Source organism: Acidicapsa borealis, from assembly GCF_059115245.1.
On sequence record NZ_JCACNY010000001.1, the window covers coordinates 3,073,324 to 3,094,747 of the forward strand.

Genomic DNA, 21,424 nt, shown 5'->3' on the forward strand with positions numbered 1-21,424 from the left:
TTGAACGGCCTACTTGATTGAGGGCAGGATTGTGGTGAAGGTGCTTGCTGCAGCCTGGGCTGCTCCGAGGACTTGGCTGGGAGCAACCCCAAGGATCAGCGTGGCCAAAGCTGAGAGGCCGAGGGCTGCTCCTACTGCAATGCCGACTTTGGGAGCAGGCACTGGAGCGGCGTTGGCTGCGGCTGGTTGGGCTACGGAGAGGGCCAGCTTGAGGTAGTACGCTGCGGCGACACCGGAGTTGAGCAGGCCGATAAGGGTGAGCCAGATGGCTCCGCCTTGCGCGGCGGTCGAGAAGGAGTAGAACTTGCCGAAGAAACCGCCTGTAAAGGGAATTCCGATAAGCGAGATGAGAAAGAAAAGCAGCAGACCACCTAGCAGTGGCGAGCGATAGAGCAACCCTCGGAAGTCGGCCATGAGGGGCAGTTTTTCGTCGTAGCCGCTGACGACGGTGACGACTGCGAAGATTCCGACGTTCATCGCGGCGTAGGCAGCGGTGTAGAACGCGGCTGCGGCGATGCCCGATGTTCCGAGCCCGGCGAACGCTGCCAGCAGGTACCCGGCATGGGCGATCGAGGAGTAGGCGAGCATGCGCTTGACGTTCTCCTGCCGGAGCGCGGCGAGGTTACCGACGGTCATCGAGAGCACGGCGACGATCCAGAGCAGGGGCAGCCAGACGGGCCGGATGGATGGGAAGCTCGTGTAGAGGACGCGAATGAGGAGCGCGAAGGCAGCGGCCTTCGGGGCCGTGGACATCAGTGCGACTACGGGCGAGGGTGCGCCTTCATAAACGTCGGGCGTCCAGACATGAAAGGGTGCTGCGGAAACCTTGAAGAGAATCCCAACCATAAGGAACGCGAAGGCCGCAAGGATCAGGGAGTGCGACTTGGCGACGGGGATGAGCGCCGCTAGATCATTGAGCTGGGTCGTGCCGGTGGCTCCAAAGACCAGGGCGACGCCGTAGAGCAGGAACCCGGTGGCGAAGGAGCCGAGGAGGAAGTACTTGATGGCAGCTTCCGGACCTTTGCCTGTGTGTTTGCGGAAGCCCGCCAGGACGTAAGTTGCGATCGAGGAGATTTCGAGGGCGATGAAGACAACGAGTAACTCGACCGCCGAGGTCAGCAGGCACATGCCTACCGCGCCGAAGGTCATAAGGGCGAAATACTCGCCGCGATGATGCTGACCGGCTGGAAGCGTGTCGAGCGAGATGAGCAGCGCAGTCAGGACGATCCCACAGATTAGGACGTGGAAGAAGACAGAGAAGGCATCGGTCTGAATGGTGTTCGAGAATGCTGTGCCGGCGGGCAGGGAGAGCTGCCAGAGGCTGGCCCAGAGGGCGGCGATGACTCCGAAGCTGGCGACCCAGCCGAGACCGCGCCGGGTGTTGGCGGGCGGCAGGGCTGCGTCAATGAGCATGACGAGCACGCCCGTCAGGGTGAGCAGAACTTCGGGAAGGATGCGGTAGAGGTCAGGGACCTGCTGGATAACAGGGTTCATTGCTGGCCTCTTTTATCGGTGAAGATCACTACGGTCTTACAGTTATGGTGTGTCATGCAATCGAGGAGATGGGGAGCCGCTTTCGAGATGGCGACAGAGTTGCTGGCCTGCGTTTCGATGCCCTGCAGGAACAGATTTGGTGCGACACCCATGACCAGCATGAGCACAGCGAGGGGCCAGAGAATGATGCTTTCGGCAAACGTCAAATCTTTACCTGGATTGGCGATGACGCCGTTCGACTGCGGCCCGTAGAAGACTTTCTGGATCAGCGTCAGCATGTAGGCTGCCGACAAGATGACGCCAACAGTGCCTGCGATAGCCCAGCCCTTGCTGACGCCGGTGAAAGTGTTCGAGAGGACGAGGAATTCGCCAATGAAGCCGTTCATCAGCGGAAGGCCGACCATGGCCAGGCTGGTGACGACGAAGAGAGTTGCGAGGTAGGGGGTCTTCTTGGCAAGGCCTCCGTAGGTCTCGATCTTGCTGGTACCGAAGCGGTCGTAGAGGACGCCGAGCAAGACGAACAAGGCTGCCCCGATGACGCCTTCGTTGACGGTCTGGAACACAGCGCCATCAAGGCCTGCAAGAGTGAAGCCATAGATGCCTAGGGTGCAGAAGCTCAGACTGCTGATCGTTCCATAGGCAAGCAGCTTCCAGAAGTCTTTCTGGACCAGCGCGAGCAGAGCGCCGTAAAGAATGCCGATGGCCGCCAGGCCGATGAGCCACGGAGCCGCCTGACGGGCCTGGACAGGGAAGAGGCCAACGTGAAAGCGGATGAGCGAGTAGAGGCCGAGCTTTCCGGCGACGATCATGCCCATGGCGACTGGGGCTTCTGAGAATGTGTCCGGCAGCCAGCCATGCAGGCCGAGGACCGGGACTTTGACGGCGAAAGCGATGAGGAACGCGAAGGCTACCCAGCAGAGCGCTTCGGCAGGGCACTGGCCGTTCAGAATGGCGACGCGCAATGCGTTGAAGTGGAAGCTTCCTGTCTTCGCGTAGAGATAGAGGATAGCAACAAGCAGCGGCGCGGATGGGATGAAGGTATAGAGGAAGAAGCGGAGGGCTGCTTTGGGTCCACCGTTCTCTGTCACACCGCGGCCGAACATGGCAATGAGGATGGCCATGGGAACGAGTGAGAGCTCCCAGAAGCCGTAGTAGAGCATCAGATCAAGCGAGACGAAGACGCCGACCATCGCGGTCTGCTGGACGAGGAAGAGTGAGTAGAAGACCTTGCTGCGGGTCTGGATGGTCTTCCAGCTTGCGAGAACGCCGATTGGGGCGAGCAGTCCGGTAAGTACCACGAGCCAAAGCGATAGGCCATCAACACCAACGGAGTAGCTGATGTTAGGGTTGGCGATCCAGGGGATTTCCTGTTCGAATTGGAACCCGGTCTGACCATAAACGAAGTGTGCGGGCAGGTGGAGCGTCAGCAGAAAAGTGACGAGAGCGGTGAGAAGCGCAATGGTGGCTGACACTTTGCCGCGATCGGGAAGCAGCACGATCAGCGCGGCTCCGATGAGCGGAGTCACGAGGATGAGGGAGAGGATGATGGTATCGAAACTATTCATTGTCTCAGTGCCCCGCCCAGTGCGCGACAGATGCGAAGTCGAAGTTGGTGTAGCCGAAGATGTAGGCGAAGACGAGCACAGCGGCTGCTCCCGCGCCCAGCCATGCGGCGTAGGAGCGGAGGTTGCCGGACTGCCAGCGGCGGAGGAACTCGCCAATGAGATTCGTAATGCCGGCGATGAGCCACGCTGAGCCGCGGATGATGACACCTTCGCCGATCCAGCCGAGGACAAATTGGGAAATCAGCAGCAGCGGCTTGACGAAGACAGCGTGGTAAATCTCGTCGATCCAGTACTTGTTGGTCAGCAGGGTATGTACGCCGGAGAAGCTCTTGGCGATGCCTTCGGCGCGCTTGTTCTTGCTGCCATAGAGAATGTGCGCCAGAAGCCAGCCGAATATTCCGGAAGCGACGGCGACGATGCTCAGGATCAGGTCAAGGCTCTTGTCGCCGGGAAGTTCTGCAGGATCGATCACCTTGCCGACGACCGGCGCGAGGAAGCCACCAAAGCGCTCAATGCCGATCCAACCACCGCAGATGGAGAGCAGAGCCAGAACGACGAGCGGGAACAGCATGATCCAAGGGCTCTCGTGGATGCCGTGCGCATGCTCGGCATGCTGGTTCGGCTCGGCGTGCGAGGAGTCCGCGTGAGCATCCGCTCTGGATTCACCCAGGAAAGTGAGGTACCAGAGGCGGAACATATAGAAGCTGGTCAGGAATGCTGTGAAGAGGCCGACGGCGTAGAGCAGCTTGCCCAGCGAGCCAGACTGGAAGGCCTCGTACAAGATGGCGTCTTTTGAGAAGAAGCCGGCAAAGGGTGGAATGCCAGCGATGGCAATGACTCCAGCCGTCATGGTGAAGAAGGTGACGGGGAGTTTCTTCCAGAGGCCACCCATCTTGCGCATGTCCTGCTCGCCGGACAGGCCGTGAATAACGGAGCCGGCGGCCAGGAAGAGCAGCGCCTTGAAGAAGGCATGGGTCATGAGGTGGAAGACCGCCGACGAGTAAGCCGCGACACCGCAGCCAAGGAACATGTAACCAAGCTGCGAGATTGTCGAGTACGCCAGCACTCGCTTGATATCTGTCTGGACAAGGGCGATGGTTGCCGCGAAGAGTGCCGTCGCCGCGCCGATGATGGCTACGACCGACAGCGCGAAGGGCGACAGCGCAAAGATGGCGTGTGTCCGGGCGATCATGTACACGCCGGCGGTGACCATGGTGGCGGCGTGGATGAGAGCGGAGACGGGGGTGGGGCCTTCCATCGCGTCGGGGAGCCAAACGTAGAGCGGGATCTGGGCGGACTTGCCAGCGGCGCCAACAACTAGGCAAAGCGCAATAGCAGTGAAGATGCCGCCCGAGGTGCTTTGGTGAGTTGAGAGCCAGCTGTTGATATCTCCGAAGCTGAGCGAACCGAACTGGGAGAGCAGCAGGAACATTCCCAGAAGGAAACCGAAGTCGCCGATGCGGTTGACGACGAAGGCCTTCTTGCCGGCGTCCGCTGCGGACTTTTTCTCGTAGTAGAAGCCGATCAGCAGGTAGGACGCGAGGCCGACGCCTTCCCAGCCGACGAACATAAGCAGGTAGTTCTCGGCGAGGACCAGGATGGTCATGAAGAAGAGGAAGAGGTTCAGATAGGCGAAGTAGCGCCAGTAGCCCTCTTCATGGGCCATGTACCCGACCGAGTAGAGATGGATGAGGAATCCGACGCCAGTGATGATGAGCAGCATGACCAGCGTGAGCTGGTCGACGGCGAAGGTGAAGTCGATGTGCAGCGGGCCGGCACTGATCCACGAGCCAAGCGTTTCCTTGAAAGGCAGCGTTGCGGCAAGCGGGCCGGAAGTGTTGCCGGGCCAGACCAGCATGGCGGCGCGGAGAACGACTCCAAAGGCTGCCAGTGGGAAGGCCAGTGCGACGGCGGAGACGAGCGGCTTAGGCAGGCGCTTGCCAAGGAGGCCGTTCACCAGGAAGCCGGCGAAAGGAAGCAGCGGAATGAGATAGAGGTATAGGTTCATCAGAGCTTCATCAGGTCGATCTGATCGACATTCAGTGTGGCGCGTGCGCGGTAGATGCTGATGATGATGGCGAGTCCAACGGCAGCCTCAGCGGCTGCGACCATCATGACGAAGAAGACGAAAACCTGGCCTTTAACGGCATGCCATTCATGGGCAAAGGTCACGAACGAAAGGTTCACCGCATTGAGCATGAGCTCGATGGACATGAAAACGGTGATGAGCGAACGCTTGATAAGGAACCCGATGACGCCGAGTGTGAAGAGTGCGGCGCTCAGGATCAGATACCAGGAGCTTGGTACTTCATTCCATGGCAGGTTTGACATTAGGAATGACCTTCCTTTCGCGCCAGAGCTACCGCGCCCAGGATGGCGATGAGGATGAGGACGGAGGTGACTTCAAAAGGCAGCAGCATGTCAGTGAAGAGCACGCGACTCAACTCTCGAGTGGTGACGCCATCAGCGAGGACGATGTTACCAAAGCTCTTCTGCGCCTGCAGCAGGATGGTCGTCAGCACGCCCAACAGCACGGCAACGGCGGGGAAGCCGAGCGTCTTGGCAACCTTGCTGCCGTGTGTCTTTTCTTCCTCGCCGACATTGAGCAGCATGACGACGAAGGTGAAGAGCACCATGACCGCTCCGGCGTAAACGATGATCTGGGCAATGGCCAGGAACTCAGCGCCCAGCAGCAGGTAGAGGACGGCAAGCGAGCTCATGACCACGATCAGCGAGAGCGCCGAGTTGATGGGGTGCGTCTGGAGGAGGAGATTGATCGCTCCTGCCAGACAAAAGCCCGCGAAGATGAGGAAGAGAACCAGGTGCATTGTGTCTTCAATCGTCCAGAGAATGTCTGTAACTGCTGTTGATAATGCTGAATCTGAAGCGAGCCAGCTGCGTCCGGTCAAACCCGATTGTAACGCATTGAAAAGTTAGGGCAGTGCGAGCACGAGGCTCGTTCCCACGATGTTGAGCATGGCAACTGGGACGAGATACTTCCATCCGTAGCCCATAAGCTGGTCATAGCGGAAACGCGGGAGTGTGCCGCGTACCCAGATGTAGAGAAAGAGGAACGAGAACACCTTCATTACGAACCAAAGAATCGGCATGACGACCGAAACGAATGTTCCTTGCATCGCAGAAAAGGTATTTCCAAACGGACTTGACCAACCGCCAAGAAAGAGCAGCGTAGCAACGCAGCCTACGGTGATCATGTTGCCGTATTCTGCCATGAAGAACATGGCGAACTTCATCGAGCTATATTCGGTGTGATAGCCGCCAGTGAGCTCTGTTTCCGCTTCGGGCAGATCGAAGGGGGCGCGGTTGGTTTCGGCGTATGCGGCGGTGAGATAGATGAAGAAGGCGATGAACTGTCCGCCGCCGAAAAGATTCCAGCTCCAGATGCCGTGGACCGACTGGACCTTGACGATGTCAGAGAGCGATAGGGAACCGGTGCGAAGAACGACGCCAACCAGCGAGAGTCCCAGGGCTAGTTCGTAGCTAATCATCTGCGCCGAGGCACGCAGGGAGCCAAGCAGCGAGTACTTGTTGTTCGAAGACCAACCGGCGAGCGCAATGCCGTAAACCGAGATGGACGTAACGCCGAGGATGACGAGCAGACCGACGTTGAGGTCGGCGATCTCAAAGAGCTTGATGCCGCGATAGGTGATCGGCGCGCCGAAGGGAATGACTGCAATTGAAAGCAGTGAGCAGCCGAGGGCGATTAGCGGAGCCAGCAGGTAGAGCGGCTTGTAGACGCCGGTCGGGATCATGTCTTCTTTGAGGAAGAGTTTGGCGCCGTCGACGAGAGGCTGGAGCAGACCAAATGGGCCAACACGGCTGGGTCCCCAGCGGTTCTGGATGCGGCCAACGAGCTTGCGCTCCAGCAGCACAGTATAGGCCACGGCGGTGAGGAAGATCACCAGCACGACCACGATTTTTAAGATGCTCAACAGCAGAAACACCCAGAAGATGTTCAAAATCCAAACCTCAGAGGCGACAGCCTCGTTTCTATCTTTTTGTTCATCACCGGCCATACGACCGGGCTGCTGCCGGTTACGTCAGTCTGCGGCGACTTCGGCGTTCACTCCGGCTATCGTCTCGTTTTGATACTGGTTGAGCTCCACAAGAGCTGCTGTGTGCGCGCCGAGGACGCCGGAGCTGAAGAGGCCGTCATGGGCGGGCAGGATCAGATCTTTTGCCGAGATCAAGCTGCTGACCGGAACGAAACCGGGCTGGGTGGCTGTGTCGTTGCCGCCGAAGAGGTTGAGTCTGTCCAGTTTATAGGAGGGGATAAGCCTCTCGATCTCGTCGAGTACGGCGAGCGGATCGAAAGGGCTGAGGCGAGGTTCGAGGCCGTTGGCGGTGAGCCAGACGGCGTGCCGGTCTGCTTCGCCCGATTGCGCGCCGCGGGACTGGCCCATGTCGGCTGAAACACCATTCGTCTTGCCGAAGGGGACGAGCTTCTTCACATCGGCACCCATGCCACCAGCGAGACGGACGAGGATCTCGAAGTCGGGCTTGGTGCCTGCCTTGTCGGCAGCCTTCTTGGTGAGCTGCACGTCGCCATAGCTGTTGGTTACGGTGCCGGTCTTCTCGTAGAGGCTTTGAGACGGGAACACTACGTCGGCTACAGCCGCAGTCGGCGTGAGGAAAATATCCTGCACGACGACAAAGGTATTCTTGAGCGCGGCAGGATCGACTCCGAAGCTCGTGACCGGGTCTGCGCCGACTACGTAGAGCGCGCCGAGCTTGCCTGCGCCCGCGGCGTCGAAGATGGCCGTCGAGTCGAGGCCGTTGGCGGTAGACAGGTTGCTGTACTCTTCGCCGAAAGCACCGGCGGAGGTTACTGGCACATAGCCGGGGAGCAGGTCAGGGAAGAGCCCCATGTCGGCTGCGCCGCGTGAGTTGGCGTAGTCGCCGAGGTAGGCGAACTTCACGCCTTCCTTGCCCAGCCCCCACTTGACGAGCGAACCGATGGCGGTGCCGCGATACTCTTCGCCGAAGATAACGAGAAGCGAATCTTCGGCAGCGATAGCATCGCGGAAGGACTTGGTGTCGGTGGTCGCCTCAAGGGCCGAGTCATCTCCGCTGAGGAAACCGGCCAGCGAGTCATAGCCTTCGAGAGGAAGACGAAGCGTCTTGATCGCTTGACGCTCCAGCTTGATCGGGCTGTCGGTGGCGATGTAGAGGCGCGCCTGATTCAAGCGGAAGTTAGTACGCAGGTTCCAGGCCAGCAGCGGATGCTCTTCGGTCGGGTTGCCGCCGATGAGGAGGATGGCCTTGGCTGACTCCGTATCGCGCAGGCTGGCGGTGCGGCCAGTGGTTCCGGCGAGGGCGTGGGCGAACCCTGCGTAATCCGTCGAGCGAACGTGATCGATGTTGTTCGTGCCCAGCACGGTGCGAGCGAACTTCTGAAGGAGGTAGTTCTCTTCGTTGGTCGTCGTATTCGAGCCGATCACGCCGATCGATGCTCCGCCCTTGCTGTCGCGGATTTCCTTCAGCTTCGCGGCAACGTGGCGAATGGCCTGTTCCCATGTGGCGGGCTCAAGCTTGCCTGCGGCGTTGCGGATGAGCGGTTTGGTGAGGCGGTCGGCGGACTCGACGAAGTCGAAGCCGAAGCGGCCCTTGGCGCAGAGGAAGTCGCCGTTAATGCCGGACTTGTCGCGGTTGTCGGCACGGATGATTTCGGTGCCTTCGTTGGCCTGGCGCACGCCGAGCGTAACCTTGCATCCGTCACCGCAATGGGTGCATACGGTCGAGACGTGATTCATCTCCCAGGGGCGAGTCTTGTAGCGGTAGGTGTCCGACGTCAGCGCACCGACAGGGCAGGCGTCGATGCACATGCCGCACTGCTCACAGTCGAGATGATCACCGCCGTTGGGGGCGATGATGGCCGAAGAGCCGCGGTTCTGGATACCGAGCGCCCAGACATCCATGCCTTCGCCGCACATCCGCACACAGCGGTAGCAGAGAATACAGCGCGGGCGGTCGAAGTAGACCGCGGGGGACCACTTCTGCTCTTCGCGGTGATTCTTGGCCTCGGCATAGAGGCTCACGCCTGCGCCGTACTTGAAGGTCATGTCCTGCAGTTCGCACTCGCCGCCGGCATCGCATACGGGGCAGTCGAGTGGATGGTTGCCGAGGAGGAGTTCAATAGTGGCCTTGCGAGCCTGTGCGATCTCCGGCGATTCCGTAGTGAAAACCTGGCCTTCAGCCACCGTGGTGGTGCAGGCAGTCTGGAGCTTTGGCACCTTCTCCTGGCGAACAACGCACATGCGGCAGGCGGCCTGCAGCGAAAGACCGGGATAGTAGCAGAAGGCGGGGATCTCAATGCCTGCCTTGCGGCATGCGTCGATGAGGAGCATCCCTGCGGGTGCTGTGAGCTTTTTGCCGTCGACTGTGAAGGTTACGTCTGCCATTCGTCTCTCGTTTGCTCGCGAGGGGCTTGTGTGCTTCCCTCAAGGGCTTAAGCCCGTTGTGAATTTGTCTTATTACCTATATTGCGTTGCTAGACCAAAGCCACTTCAAGGTGCTTGGCGTAGGGGCATGGTTTACCGTCAAGGTGGTCTTCGAATTCTTTACGGAACTTTTTCACGAAGCCGATGGTGGGCATGGCTGCTGCGTCGCCGAGCGGGCAGAAGGTGCGTCCCATCATGTTTTCCGCGAGGTACTGAATGTTGTCGATGTCTTTCATGGTGCCGAAGCCGGCATGGAAACGCGTCAGCGACTTCTTCAGCCAGTCGGTGCCTTCGCGGCAGGGAATGCACCAGCCGCAGCTTTCATGCTGGTAGAAACTGATGGTGCGCAATGCGAATTCAACGATGCAGGTCTGGTCGTCGATCACGACTACGCCGCCCGAGCCAAGCATCGAACCAGCCTTGCCGACCTGGTCGAAGTCCATGCCCAGGTTTTCAATTTCGCTCGGTAGCAGAACGGGAGTGGAAGACCCACCGGGAACTACCGCCTTTAAAGTACGACCTCCGCGAATGCCGCCAGCAACTTCGTAGATCATTTTCTTGAGGTTGTAGCCCATGGGCAGCTCATAGATGCCAGGGTTGTTGACATGACCGCTGATGCCGAAGAGGCGCGTGCCGCCGTTGCGCTCGCTGCCAACCGCTGCGTACGCCGGGCCGCCCATGGCGAGGATGTGCGGAACCGATGCGATGGTCTCGGCATTGTTGATGACCGTGGGACCGCCGTAGAGGCCGACGACAGCAGGGAAGGGAGGCTTGATGCGAGGAACACCACGCTTGCCTTCAAGCGACTCCATCAGCGCCGACTCTTCGCCGACTTCGTAGGCCCCGGCGCCCGTCTGCACGATGACCTGGAACTCAGTCTCGCTGCCGAAGATATTGGTGCCGAGATAGCCTTTCGCATAAGCGTCGGCAACAGCTTTCTCGACGATCTGGATGAGATAGCGATACTCGCCGCGCAGGTAGATAAAGCCGGTCTTCGCACCGATGGCAAGGCCCGCAATGATCGTGCCTTCGATGACCGCATGCGGATCGTGCAGGAAGATCAGATGATCCTTGCAGGTGCCCGGCTCGGACTCATCGCCATTGACCAGAACATACTTGGGCTTAGCCGAGACCTTGGGGACGAAAGACCATTTGAGGCCGGTCGGGAAACCTGCACCGCCGCGTCCGCGAAGGCCGCTGGCCTTCATTTCGTTGATGATCCACTCAGGACCTTCGGCGAGTGCGCGCTTGGCGGATTCATAGCCGCCGAGTTCGACATAGCGGTCGATTTCAGCGGCGCCCATACCAAAACGTTTGGTGACAATCTTGACTTCATCGGGGTGGGATACGAGCCTGGGCATTAGCTGACCCCTTCCTTGGCTTTTGCTCTGTAGCTGTCGAGGACGGCGTCGACCTTGTCGTTGGTCAGGTCGTCATGGAAGTCGTAGTTTACCTGAATGGCCGGAGCCCAGCAGCAGACGCCGATGCATTCGACTTCTTCAAGCGAGAAGACTCCATCAGCGGTTACGCCCTTATGGCCGATGCCGAGCTTGTCCTGCAGATGCTCGAACAGATCGTAGGCCCCGCGCAGCATGCAGCTGATGTTCGTGCATACCTGGACGTTGTACTTGCCCACAGGCTTGAAGCGCAGCATCGAATAATAGGTCGCCACGTTGCGTACATCGAGAGGCGTGATCGAGAGGCGTTCTGCAATCTCGTCCATCACAGCATCCGAGAGGTAGCCGACTTCGTCCTGTGCGTAGAGCAGCATGGGAATGAGAGCGGATCGCTTCAACGGATATTTAAGAACCAACGCGTCAAACTTGGACGCGAGCGCAGGTGAGAAGATCGACATCGTTTCGGCGCTCATTGCATTAACTCCCTGGCCCAGGCTTCAGCTTGCATGTCCATTTCTTCCTCTGCGTCTTCATGTTCTTCAATGCCAACGTGGGTTTTCAATTTGCCTTCGACGGTAAAGCGCATCAGACCACGCGTACCGTCTTCGCGAAACCAGATGACTTCTGCATCGTGGCGGTCAAGCTTGAGCCAGCGGTCGCCCGCGCGGACGATGATGTGTTCGGTGCCCAGTTCGACAGTGGCCTGATGCTGGCGGTTCAGTCCGTGGGCTGCGGTATAGCTACGCAGGACCGAGGCAAGCGAAACCCAAAGTTCCGGCCAGAGTTGGCTGGCTGCGGGAAGCTTCGGATTGTCGATGGCCACGGTCAAGAAATCTTTACCTCAGAGGCGGTTGCCCCGGTCTTGCTATCGCAATGTGTGGCACGGCTGAAGCCGAACCCTTCAAAACAAACGCTAGCGGTCAATTTCACCAAGCACTACGTCGATGGAGCCGATGACAGCGACAACGTCGGCCAGCATGCGGCCTTTACACATGGTTTCAAGAGCTTGCAGCGATGCGAAACTTGGGTTGCGCATGTGTACGCGATAGGGCTTTGCCGTGCCGTCCGACACAACGTAATAGCCCATCTGGCCGCGGCTGGATTCAATCCCTTGATATACCTCGCCTGCAGGTACGGCGAAGCCCTCCGTGACGATCTTGAAGTGATGGATGAGCGACTCCATCTGGGTCTTCATCTTTTCGCGATCGGGCAACACGATCTTTGGCGCGTCCGCCTTGACGGGGCCTTCCGGCATGCCGTCTAGCGCCTGGTTGATGATCTTCACCGACTCGCGCATTTCGGCGAGGCGAACCAGGTAGCGACCCCAAACATCGCAACGGTCCGACGTCGGTACCTTGAAGTCAAACTTCTCGTAGCTGGAGTAGGGCATGTCGCGACGCAGGTCGAAGTCCACACCGGAGGCGCGCAGCGGCGGACCAGTCACGCCCAGCGCGATGGCGTCGGCAGCAGAGAGATGGCCTACGTTCTGCAGGCGGTTGACGAAGATCGGGTTGCCGGTGAGCAGGTTGGCGTACTCATCGATCTTCTCCGGGAAGGTCTTCATGAACGCGCGTACGCGGTCGAAGAAGTCGAGAGGCGGTTCAAGCGACAGTCCGCCGATGCGGAAGTAGCTGGTCATCATGCGCTGGCCGGCGACCAGTTCAAAGATGCGGAGGATGTCTTCGCGCTCGCGGAAGGTGTAGAGGAAGACCGTCAGCGCGCCGATATCCATGGCGTGCGTGCCAAGCCAAACGAGATGGGAATTAAGGCGGGTCAGTTCCGAGAGGAGAACACGCATCCATTGCGCTTTGGTTGGGATCGGAAGTTCAAGCAGCTTTTCGACGGCAAGGCAATAACAGAGATTGTTGTGCATCGGGCTCAGATAGTCGATGCGGTCTGTCAGGGGAACAACCTGCTGGTAAAACTTCGCTTCGCAGGTCTTCTCAATGCCGGTGTGAAGATAGCCGATCTCCGGGTACAGGCGGACGACGATTTCGCCGTCGATCTCGAGCACGAGGCGGAGAACGCCATGGGTCGAAGGATGCTGCGGACCCATATTGAGGACCATGGTCTGGTCGGCGGAGCCCTCGGCGATCGGTGCTTCGAGAATCGGTGTTTCTGTGAACTGGGCCATCAGGTCGGCTCTCCCGCGTGCTGCCTTGCGTTACGGTTTCGGTCGATTTAGGTCGCGACTCTTCAGTTTACAACGGCGCGTGTGAGTGTGGAGTGCGGGTGTGCAAATCGCTTTTCACACTCGCACAACCTCACCGGTAGCCTTCTACAGGGTAGTCCTTGCGCAGCGGGTGGCCAGACCATTCTTCGGGCATCATGATGCGGCGAAGATTAGGGTGACCGTCGAAGCGTATGCCGAAGAGATCGAAAACTTCGCGCTCGTAGTAATTGGCCGAGGGCCAGACGCTGGTGATCGTCTCGACCGCAGGACTGGCCTCATCCAGCATCACGCGCAGGCGGATGCGCTCCTTCAGAGTGTGAGACAAAATGTGATAGCTAACCTGGAAGCGCGGCGAAGCAGGGAGCCAGTCGACGGCGGTCACGTCTTCGAGGAAGTTGTATCCAGCGGCCTGCACGGCGAACCCTGCGGCTACGATCCCTTCGCGGGCGACGGTCAGCGTCATCTCGTCCCGGTCCCAGCGAGCGTCGATCAAAGCTTCCGGCACCGCGGAAAGAACGGCGGACAATCCAGGGTGGTCGGCCTTCTCGCGGAGAACAGCTTCCTTATCGGGCAGTGTGGTGCTCATTTAAAGATCCCCTTTATCGTTCGACCAATCCAGAATCCCTTTTTTCACAATGTAGAAGAGTCCGACGGCGACAAAGCCGAGGTAGACCAGCATCTCCCAGAAGCCGAACCACGGCCCGACGTACTTAGGCAGGTCGCGGTAGATCACGGCCCACGGCATCATGAAGACCACTTCGACGTCGAACAGGATGAAGAGCATGGCGACCATGTAGAAACGCACGCTGAAGCGGCCTCGTGCGTCGCCAACGGCCTCAATGCCGCACTCATACGTGGCCAGCTTGGTCTTGGTATTGCGGTGCTTGCCGATGAAGTAGGAGCCGAAGGCCATTCCCAGGCCCAGCCCGAAAGCGGCCAGAATCTGAAGGAGCAGCGGCAGGTACTGCCAGAAGTTAGGGATCGTTGACGCTGGAGTTGTCATGCACACTCTCTGGTTTGTCGAACTTGTCTAGCGAGCTGGTTTTTGCTCGTTGGTTTGGCGAAGTTGTTTAGGCCAACCGGTTTAGTGAATGTGGTGAAGGCACCGTCCGGAGGAGCAAAATGGGCTGCAAACCCGGAACCTGCTGGGAAACCACTGATTTGAGCTTAGGTTTTCGCCCTCGCTGAGTCAAGCCGGGATTAGGTTTGCGAACAGGCTGGCAGCTTCGAAATGGGACGGCTGACTGGATACTTTCCGCTGGATGAAAGCGGGTTTGAGCAACGCTGCTGCGCATCTCAGACATGAGAGTTCTCAAATTTTTCCGCTCCAAACGTTACTTTCGTCCTCTGGAACAGGTCAGAATCGTGCCGATGGGAGCTGTGAGGACACTCTTCATGGCAACCCATACAGCGAATCTTGTAGCTCATTTGATAGCCTGCGCGACCAACGACAGCATGCTGTGTGGTCCTGCCCCTACGCCGGTTAATGCGCGTGTCCCGATGGCGAAGAACCCGCCAGCTCCACAGGTCGTGAGGCGTCGTCGAATTTCTCCCGAGGCAGGCCGCGCGATTGAGATCCTGGGCCACGCGATCGAGTATCTGGCGGACGAGCACGCCCTGGCTTGCATCGAGGAGCGGCAGCAAGTTGGGAAAGGGAAGCATCCGCAGGTAGCGGCCATCGAAGTGCTCATGGCGCGTAACCGCGAGGTCTACTTCAGTTGCCCGGAAGTACCCACGCTGAGCGAGCGGTTGCGGGCGTGGCTGCATGTGCAGCGGGCATAACGTTGTACTGAGCGAACTGGGGCGGTGGTAATCTGGGCTGGATGATTCATGGCTTCCGGTCCCCCATTCTTCTAGTTTTGCTGGCTTGCGCTGCTCTGTATGCGCCTGCGCAGTCTCCCAAGCCTGCTGCGGTGGAATCGAAACCGACGTTTGTGCTGAAGCAGTTCTCCGCCGGGCAACCACTGCGGCTGATTGCCTATGGCGACATGCGCTTTACCGATCCCGCGCGCACAGATGGGACAAACCCCAGGCTGCGAAGATGGCTGGCGGAGAAGATCGGCGCGGAGAAACCGCAGGCACTCCTGGTAACAGGCGATATGCCGTATACCGGTGAGGTGCAGGCCGATTGGGATGAGTACCAGAAGGAGACCGCTTCGTGGAAGGAAGCAGGGTTTCCCGTCTTTCCCACAATGGGCAATCACGAAATCTACCACGACAAGGCGAAGGGCGTTGCAAACTACCTGAACAACTATCCGGACTTAAAGGGGCACCGCTGGTACTCTGCGTTGCTGGGTTCAGTTGAAGTACTGTCGCTGGACATGAATTCGCAGGTAGGTCCGCACTCAGACCAGGGCCGGTGGTTTGCGGCGCAACTCGATCACATTCCGCCGTCGGTCGAGTTCCTACTGATTCTGTATCACATACCTTGGGTGGCGGACACACAGTCGCAGCTCGTAGCGAGCTTGCCTACCAAGGACGCTTTGTTACTGCGCGGCATGCTCGAAGCTCGCGTAAGTCATATGCATGCCAAGGTTGTGGTGTTCAGTGGGCACATCCATAATTACGAACGCTTCGAGCAGCATGGGATTGAATATGTGGTAACGGGCGGTGGAGGCGCAGTGCCGTATCCGATCCTCTACCGCGGAACGCATGACTTGTACCGAGATTCGGGGTTTCCGGTCTATCACTACCTCACCGTTGAGGTGCGTGATCACAAGCTGCAGGGAGTCATGTGGAAAGTGGCAGACCCGAACGCCGCCAATCTCCAGGTCGAGGCGAAAGACACTTTCGCCATCCCCGCAAATCCACCGGCGTTAAGAGCCCCCAAGTAACCTGGAACGACAACCGGGCGATCTGCTACCGGCATGATATTTCTACGAATCTCGTACGTCGACAATAAGAGACTTATCCCTTGGACAGCAGTGCGAACAACAGAACCCAGGCAAGACCCATGGCATGCCAGTACCACGCAACGCTGTCGACGACGATCTGTCTGTATTCCACCTTACGCAGGAAGCCGAGCGTACCAAGGCTGCCGGCAAGAACGAGGATGCCGAGCGCTAGGTGAGCAGCGTGAATTCCGGTGATGATGTAGAAAAAGTAAAGCGCAGGGGTCGCCCATCGATCGAAACCGAATCCCTCGCTGGTGAGCTGCGTCCACGCATTCCACTGGCCAGCAACGAACAGGACGCCCAGAACGAGCGTTGCGGCAATCCACGGCAAGGTGCGGCGCAGGGCCGGGCGGCCCATACCCAGCCACTCTTCCACAACGTCAAATTCGCGGAAGATGTGACGGCGCGCAACCTCCATGGTAAGGCTGCTGAGGATCAAAACCGCAGTGTTCAGGAAGAGGATCGGCGGAAGCTGGACCGGGTGCCAGTCGCCGATAAAGTCCTGGTTGCGGGGATTGAAATGGCCAGCCCCCTGGTGAGCGTAAAACATCACGGCCAGCGCAAGGAAGAACATCATATCCCCGGCCAGACAGACAAAAACCGACAGGCGGATGCGGTTCAGCAGCTCACGCGGGCCGGTTTTGCCCATTTTCTTCCATTCATCATCATCGCCGCTACCCCCGCCGCCGGTTGGGCGACGGTCTACGGGCGGCTTGCCACCGATCCCAGGGTCTTTACGCTCGGTTTCTACCGGATATTTTGTGTATGTGGTGGGCATGGCCTAGGCCCTCGATAGAACTCAGCTTACACGCACTGCAAAAATGATGCACTGGAATCAGCGGACGTTGCATATCCTCACAAAGAAGTTGCCTGCTTTGAACCTCTTGCTTCCGCATTCCCTGGCGAATTGGCCGGCTGCTCCCGTGCTTCCTTCACCGTACCAACGAATAGCTCGTGGACACGCCGGTCTGCGGACATCTCCGGGTGAAAGGTCGCCGCGAAGATGTTTCCCTGGCGAACAAGGACAGGAAATCCGTCGCGTTCAGCGAGAATTTCGACTTCGGGAACAGCCTGTTCGTTCACCGCCACGATGCGCGGGGCGCGGATGAAGACTGTTTCCAGTGGACCTCCCGGAAGTTCGGTGTCCAGCATGAGAATTGCCGAATCCCGCTGGGCACCGTAGGCGTTGCGTTCGACGGCGATATCCAGTGCGGCGAGGCTGGGCTGGCTGGGATTTCGCACTTCCTTGGCAAGTAGGATGGCTCCGGCACAGGTTCCGAAGACCGGTTTTTCGTGAGCAAACGCCTGGAGCGACTCCAGAAAGCCGTTCTGCAAGAGGAACTTAAGCATCGTCGTGGATTCGCCGCCGGGCATCACGAGGCCATCGAGTCCGGCCAGTGCTTCCTTGTTTCTGACGAGAGACGGTGTCGCGCCGGACTCCTGGAGCGCGATGGCGTGGGCTTCATAGTCGCCCTGGATGGCAAGGACGCCGATACGCGGCGACGAGGCTGTTTCGTTCAAGTGGGGGTCTCCGATTTCAGGCAGCGGCTACTGGCAATGCCATCCAATCCAGTGTAACGACTGTGATGTCGTCTTCCTGGCCAAACTGCTCGGCTGCAGCGGCAATTTGACTGGCGCTCTGGCGGCTGATGCCGAGTGTCCGTTCAAAGCCGAAGAGTTCGCCGGATTTGGAGCGAGCTTCCACCACGCCATCAGACATAAGTGTGATGCGCGCCCGGTCAGGAAGACTCGCCCGTATTTCCCCGTAAGGAAATCCGGAGATAAGGCCAATGGGCAGTCCTGAGTTACATTCCATCTCAACCCCATTGAGATACGGCGAAAGGTGGCCGGCGTTTGCGATCGTCATCGTCCCGTCCGGATCGATTTCGAGGCACAGGCACGTAATGAAGACACGCTCATCGTTGCGAACCATCAGGTCGTTCATCCTGCGCAGGAGGATGGATGGTGTCACTTGCTCCTCCGTCATGGTGCGCAACGCGCCGACGGCAATCGCTCCGACCATGGCTGCCTTCAGGCCTTTGCCCGCCACATCACCGACGACGACCAGCACCGAGCCGTCGGCACGGGGGAGAATCTGGCAGAAGTCGCCGCCGACCTCCTCAGCAGCCAGATAAGCGATATCCGCTTGCAAAGAGCCGTGAACGGATTGCCGCGCGGGTACAAGGCTGTACTGGATCTCACGGGCAGCCTGCAGTGCAGTGGAGAGGCGCTGTTCCTCGCTGCTCATGCGCACGAAGTGATAGACCATCACAGCCAGATACCCAAACATCAGGAGCAAGTTGGCCGTAGAGACTATATTGACCGGAAAGGGCTTATCGAGAATCAGAAAATTCGGAAATCCCAAAAATACGCCTGGGGCAACTCCCGCATCCATGAGGGTGTATCCAAAGTTGAGCGAGGCCGCAACCAGCAAATTGAAAGCAAACGGCACGAGAAAAATGCCGGTATCCGTCCCGCCCTTGCGCCATGCCCGGAACATCAACCATGCCGGAATGAGCTGGCTCGCGAATGTGAAGGTAAAAAAGAGACCGTCGGCCCAGACGAAGGGCAAGCGAAATACCACGAGTTGCGTACTCAGTTCGGCGACAATCGTGCAACCGATCGCCGTGGCCATCCAGCGTGACCGCCTCAACCCGAGCAGCCCCATGATGAACATGATGTTCGCAAACGCAGCAAGGATATCGCTAACGACAAGGATGCCGAGTGTTACATCAGACCGCCAGGCATAATGGCCGGCTAGCACGGTACAGGTGAACTGGGCATAGCCCATCAGCATGTCACCAGCGAACCAGAGGTAAAGGCTCTTTCGCGTGAGCCAGAAGAGGAGCAAGGCTGCAATCGTCACTGGAATCGTGAAGATGAAAGTCGTTGAGTCCATGCCCTGATTCAGGACAAGATCGGCGGCCTTTGAGCGTTCGAAGTCAGCCAGCAGAACGTCCGGCTCGCCGATCAACACCTCGCCAAACTCGTCACGCTCAGCCCACTTGAAAGCCTGACTCTGCCAGAGCCGCAGCGCCATCGTCATGCGTTGAGGCTTGTCAGAAGGTGTTACTGGAAGGGTAAACACCCTCGCAGCGCCCTTGGTCGAGTAGCTTTTTTCAGGCGGCAAAAAGCCAACCTGGCCGATAAGTTTACCGTCGGCGAAGAGCTGGTAATTCTTGTGGATCTTGGGCATCTCGATGACGAGGCCTGGGGTGTCTGCGGGAACAAGAATGGCAAAGCGAAACCATGCCTGATCCTGCTCTTCGTGATATCCCTGCTTATCCCAGTCGTCACTGACGTTCAGCAACTTCCAGTCATGATCGTTAAAGGTGGGGTTCGCCCATTGCAGATCGTTGCCGGGGTGGAACTTCCATTGCTTGCTGACGACAGTGATGGCCTGGCGGCCCTGTCTGAGATCGATGAGCGCTGGGGAAGCGTTCGCGGATTCAGAAGGCTTGTCCAGCTGCGCAAACGAAATTGTGGAAACACCGAAAAATCCAAGAAGCAAAACGCAATAGACGAAGACAGGGCCTCGCCGTGCAGAAAAAAAATGCATGATTGCCGATCGAGGACGCAAGGGACGCAGACCTTCTGAGCTGAGGTAGTGGCGCTGGCAGGATTCTACAGCTTTGCCCAGGATACGCGTATTACGAGCAGGGAGCTCCCGCTGTTTTATGGCCCTGCATCAGCCCCATCGAAATGAAAGAGCGCTATTTCGATCCCACTACGCAGGTGAAGTTGGCTGCGTCGTTCGAGTCTCCGCTACCTTTGTACTTGGCCGCTTGCGGATAAGGGCAGAGCGGGCGGGTCATGGTGGCATGGCGCGCTTCGCCTTCTCCCGCGAACTTGGTGGCAATGATGGTCTCGGGCGCTTTGGCGCTTTCGACCCACTGCTCAAGCGCAGCGTACATGTTGTGTTCGGGATCCGTCGCCGGGCTTTCGGGAGATGCGCCTCCCTGGCCAAAGCGATCAGGTCCCGGCCCCTCCGCACAATGCTGAACCCCCGGAGCCAGGTACAGGCGCACCGCTGCCGTAGCCTCAGCGGTTCCCGTGGTCTTCAGCATCGCTTCGTAGTAGTTGATCGTGTTGAGCGCGGAGATCGCTGGGTCGTTCCATCCGTGGTAAAGGATAAGCTTGCCGCCACGTTTGACGAAGGCTTTCAGATCAGGATTGGTGGAGTCGAGAGCAACGCTGGTCTTATCCACCGCGGCCTTCAGACCCTCGTCCGTGTCGAAGGATTTGTAGTCCCACTTGGCATCGCTATAGACCATATTCGAGAAATAGCCTGTGCCGAAGAGATACATCGCACTCTGGTTTGCCGTGGGCCCGAAGATCCAGCTTCCCCAACCATTGCCTCCTTCTTCCGCGCCCGGAACGTATCCAGGAAAGATCAGCTTACCGCTTGCGTCATGCGATCCGGCATAGAGCTGCTTCATCGCCGTAACTTGTGGCGCAGTCAGGCAGCTATTGGAATCCGCCCCCTTGCAAAGCATCGCTGCAGGATCGAAGCGGCAATGCTGCGGATCACTCACGATGCCGTCGACGACGCCATCGGTCTTGTCGCAAGCTGCGAGCACGGCTGCCGAGATCGCTGGAATCTTGCTGGCTGGTATGTAGCTGGCAGGGGTAGCCGTAAGCGCCTTCGCATTGACCACCGCATTCGCAAGCAGGTGCGACCAGTTATTAGCGGGGGCGCCAGCGAGGATGCCGTCGTAATCGGTTGCGAATCGCTGAGCCTCCATGAGCGCTTCGCGGCCGCCGTCGGAGCAACTTGCGAAGTAGGACCGTTTGGCGGCGCTGCCGTAATAGGCCTCAACAATCGCCTTCGACTTCAGCGTCATTTCGTGTACGGCGCGGTTGCCGAAGTCGGTGATCTTCTCTGGATGATTGAGTGCCCAGCGAGCGTCAATTCCGCTGGCTTCGTGACCAGTGTCGGTGCCACCGCTGGCATAGCCGAGGCTAACAGCGACGGCAAGATTGCGGCGGTCGATGACCCCTGCAAAGCCGCCATTGCCCTGGCCGCGGAACTTTCCGTTCCACCCTGCGACCGGTAGCCATACTTCGATCTTGATCTCCGAATCGCTGGACGGTGCGAGCACAGCAGCCACACGGCAGAAGGCGGGAAGCTTCTGGTAAATCGCCGCGTCGGCGGGGTCGCCTTCGCGGTCAGCCGATGAAGTGGGCCTGTACGCGCCAGCCTTGATCTCTTCCGCCGCAGTGATCCTGGTGTTGGACAGGGCAAGCTTTGCGAGTGCTGCACAGGTGTTAGCCGTCTGCGCCTTGCCTGAGCATGCGCCCGTGAATATGGCAAGAGCAAGCAAGAAATGCATTGAAGATTTCATGTTCCGCACGACCTGATCGCAGATTCTTGGGCGGAGACAGAATACATGAAACTTCTTTAGTCGCACGGAAACCCGTTCGCTCAATCTTGAAGAAA

Annotated in this window: 19 protein-coding genes; 2 read left to right on the forward strand and 17 right to left on the reverse strand. The window is 58.7% G+C overall.

Features of this window, described 5'->3' with window-relative positions:
* Positions 1–9: 9 nt before the first annotated feature.
* From AC5S27_RS12645 to AC5S27_RS12705, 13 genes are all read right to left on the reverse strand, one after another.
* Entirely contained in the window at positions 10–1,494 is a 1,485-nt protein-coding gene (locus AC5S27_RS12645; RefSeq protein ID WP_493934914.1) for an NADH-quinone oxidoreductase subunit N, read from the reverse strand.
* Complete coding sequence (locus tag AC5S27_RS12650; RefSeq protein ID WP_493934915.1) at positions 1,491–3,059, reverse strand: complex I subunit 4 family protein; 1,569 nt, start codon at positions 3,057–3,059, stop codon at positions 1,491–1,493. The genes AC5S27_RS12645 and AC5S27_RS12650 overlap by 4 nt, the downstream gene beginning before the upstream one ends.
* Before the next feature lie 4 nt (positions 3,060–3,063).
* A complete protein-coding gene (gene nuoL, locus AC5S27_RS12655) occupies positions 3,064–5,067 on the reverse strand; it encodes an NADH-quinone oxidoreductase subunit L (protein WP_493934916.1) in 2,004 nt (667 codons plus the stop codon).
* Positions 5,067–5,390: an NADH-quinone oxidoreductase subunit NuoK gene (gene nuoK, locus AC5S27_RS12660; RefSeq protein WP_493934917.1), complete on the reverse strand. Its 324-nt coding sequence runs from the start codon at positions 5,388–5,390 to the stop codon at positions 5,067–5,069. Before nuoK ends, nuoL begins: the two co-directional genes overlap by 1 nt.
* Entirely contained in the window at positions 5,390–5,887 is a 498-nt protein-coding gene (locus AC5S27_RS12665; RefSeq protein ID WP_493934918.1) for an NADH-quinone oxidoreductase subunit J family protein, read from the reverse strand. Before AC5S27_RS12665 ends, nuoK begins: the two co-directional genes overlap by 1 nt.
* Before the next feature lie 105 nt (positions 5,888–5,992).
* Positions 5,993–7,039: an NADH-quinone oxidoreductase subunit NuoH gene (nuoH, locus tag AC5S27_RS12670; protein WP_493934919.1), complete on the reverse strand. Its 1,047-nt coding sequence runs from the start codon at positions 7,037–7,039 to the stop codon at positions 5,993–5,995.
* 81 nt (positions 7,040–7,120) lie between these two features.
* The gene (gene nuoG / locus AC5S27_RS12675; RefSeq protein ID WP_493934920.1) at positions 7,121–9,481 is read right to left on the reverse strand and encodes an NADH-quinone oxidoreductase subunit NuoG; all 2,361 of its coding nucleotides are present in this window, start codon (positions 9,479–9,481) and stop codon (positions 7,121–7,123) included.
* An 89-nt stretch (positions 9,482–9,570) separates the two neighbouring features.
* Positions 9,571–10,881: an NADH-quinone oxidoreductase subunit NuoF gene (gene nuoF / locus AC5S27_RS12680; RefSeq protein ID WP_493934921.1), complete on the reverse strand. Its 1,311-nt coding sequence runs from the start codon at positions 10,879–10,881 to the stop codon at positions 9,571–9,573.
* Entirely contained in the window at positions 10,881–11,390 is a 510-nt protein-coding gene (locus AC5S27_RS12685) for an NADH-quinone oxidoreductase subunit NuoE family protein (protein ID WP_493934922.1), read from the reverse strand. Before AC5S27_RS12685 ends, nuoF begins: the two co-directional genes overlap by 1 nt.
* The gene (locus AC5S27_RS12690) at positions 11,387–11,746 is read right to left on the reverse strand and encodes a transcriptional regulator (RefSeq protein WP_493934923.1); all 360 of its coding nucleotides are present in this window, start codon (positions 11,744–11,746) and stop codon (positions 11,387–11,389) included. Before AC5S27_RS12690 ends, AC5S27_RS12685 begins: the two co-directional genes overlap by 4 nt.
* An 84-nt stretch (positions 11,747–11,830) precedes the next feature.
* Complete coding sequence (gene nuoD / locus AC5S27_RS12695; RefSeq protein ID WP_493934924.1) at positions 11,831–13,051, reverse strand: NADH dehydrogenase (quinone) subunit D; 1,221 nt, start codon at positions 13,049–13,051, stop codon at positions 11,831–11,833.
* A gap of 130 nt (positions 13,052–13,181) precedes the next feature.
* Positions 13,182–13,676 carry an NADH-quinone oxidoreductase subunit C gene (locus AC5S27_RS12700; protein ID WP_493934925.1) on the reverse strand — a complete coding sequence of 165 codons (495 nt, stop codon included), beginning with the start codon at positions 13,674–13,676 and terminating at the stop codon, positions 13,182–13,184.
* Positions 13,677–14,093 carry an NADH-quinone oxidoreductase subunit A gene (locus AC5S27_RS12705; protein ID WP_493934926.1) on the reverse strand — a complete coding sequence of 139 codons (417 nt, stop codon included), beginning with the start codon at positions 14,091–14,093 and terminating at the stop codon, positions 13,677–13,679.
* 392 nt (positions 14,094–14,485) lie between these two features.
* On the opposite strand from AC5S27_RS12705, the gene AC5S27_RS12710 reads away from it, so the two are divergent.
* Together AC5S27_RS12710 and AC5S27_RS12715 are read left to right on the forward strand one after the other, a co-directional pair.
* A complete protein-coding gene (locus AC5S27_RS12710) occupies positions 14,486–14,872 on the forward strand; it encodes a hypothetical protein (RefSeq protein WP_493934927.1) in 387 nt (128 codons plus the stop codon).
* A gap of 41 nt (positions 14,873–14,913) precedes the next feature.
* Positions 14,914–15,924, forward strand: a complete 1,011-nt coding sequence (locus tag AC5S27_RS12715; RefSeq protein ID WP_493934928.1) for a metallophosphoesterase family protein — start codon at positions 14,914–14,916, stop codon at positions 15,922–15,924.
* Between the two features lie 73 nt (positions 15,925–15,997).
* Here AC5S27_RS12715 and AC5S27_RS12720 read toward each other — a convergent pair whose 3' ends face one another.
* From AC5S27_RS12720 to AC5S27_RS12735, 4 genes are all read right to left on the reverse strand, one after another.
* Entirely contained in the window at positions 15,998–16,762 is a 765-nt protein-coding gene (locus AC5S27_RS12720) for a cytochrome c oxidase subunit 3 (RefSeq protein WP_493934929.1), read from the reverse strand.
* A gap of 77 nt (positions 16,763–16,839) precedes the next feature.
* Complete coding sequence (gene pdxT / locus AC5S27_RS12725) at positions 16,840–17,505, reverse strand: pyridoxal 5'-phosphate synthase glutaminase subunit PdxT (RefSeq protein WP_493934930.1); 666 nt, start codon at positions 17,503–17,505, stop codon at positions 16,840–16,842.
* A 16-nt stretch (positions 17,506–17,521) separates the two neighbouring features.
* Complete coding sequence (locus AC5S27_RS12730) at positions 17,522–19,543, reverse strand: PP2C family protein-serine/threonine phosphatase (RefSeq protein ID WP_493934931.1); 2,022 nt, start codon at positions 19,541–19,543, stop codon at positions 17,522–17,524.
* Between the two features lie 154 nt (positions 19,544–19,697).
* Entirely contained in the window at positions 19,698–21,317 is a 1,620-nt protein-coding gene (locus tag AC5S27_RS12735) for a tannase/feruloyl esterase family alpha/beta hydrolase (RefSeq protein ID WP_493934932.1), read from the reverse strand.
* Between the last annotated feature and the right edge of the window lie 107 nt (positions 21,318–21,424).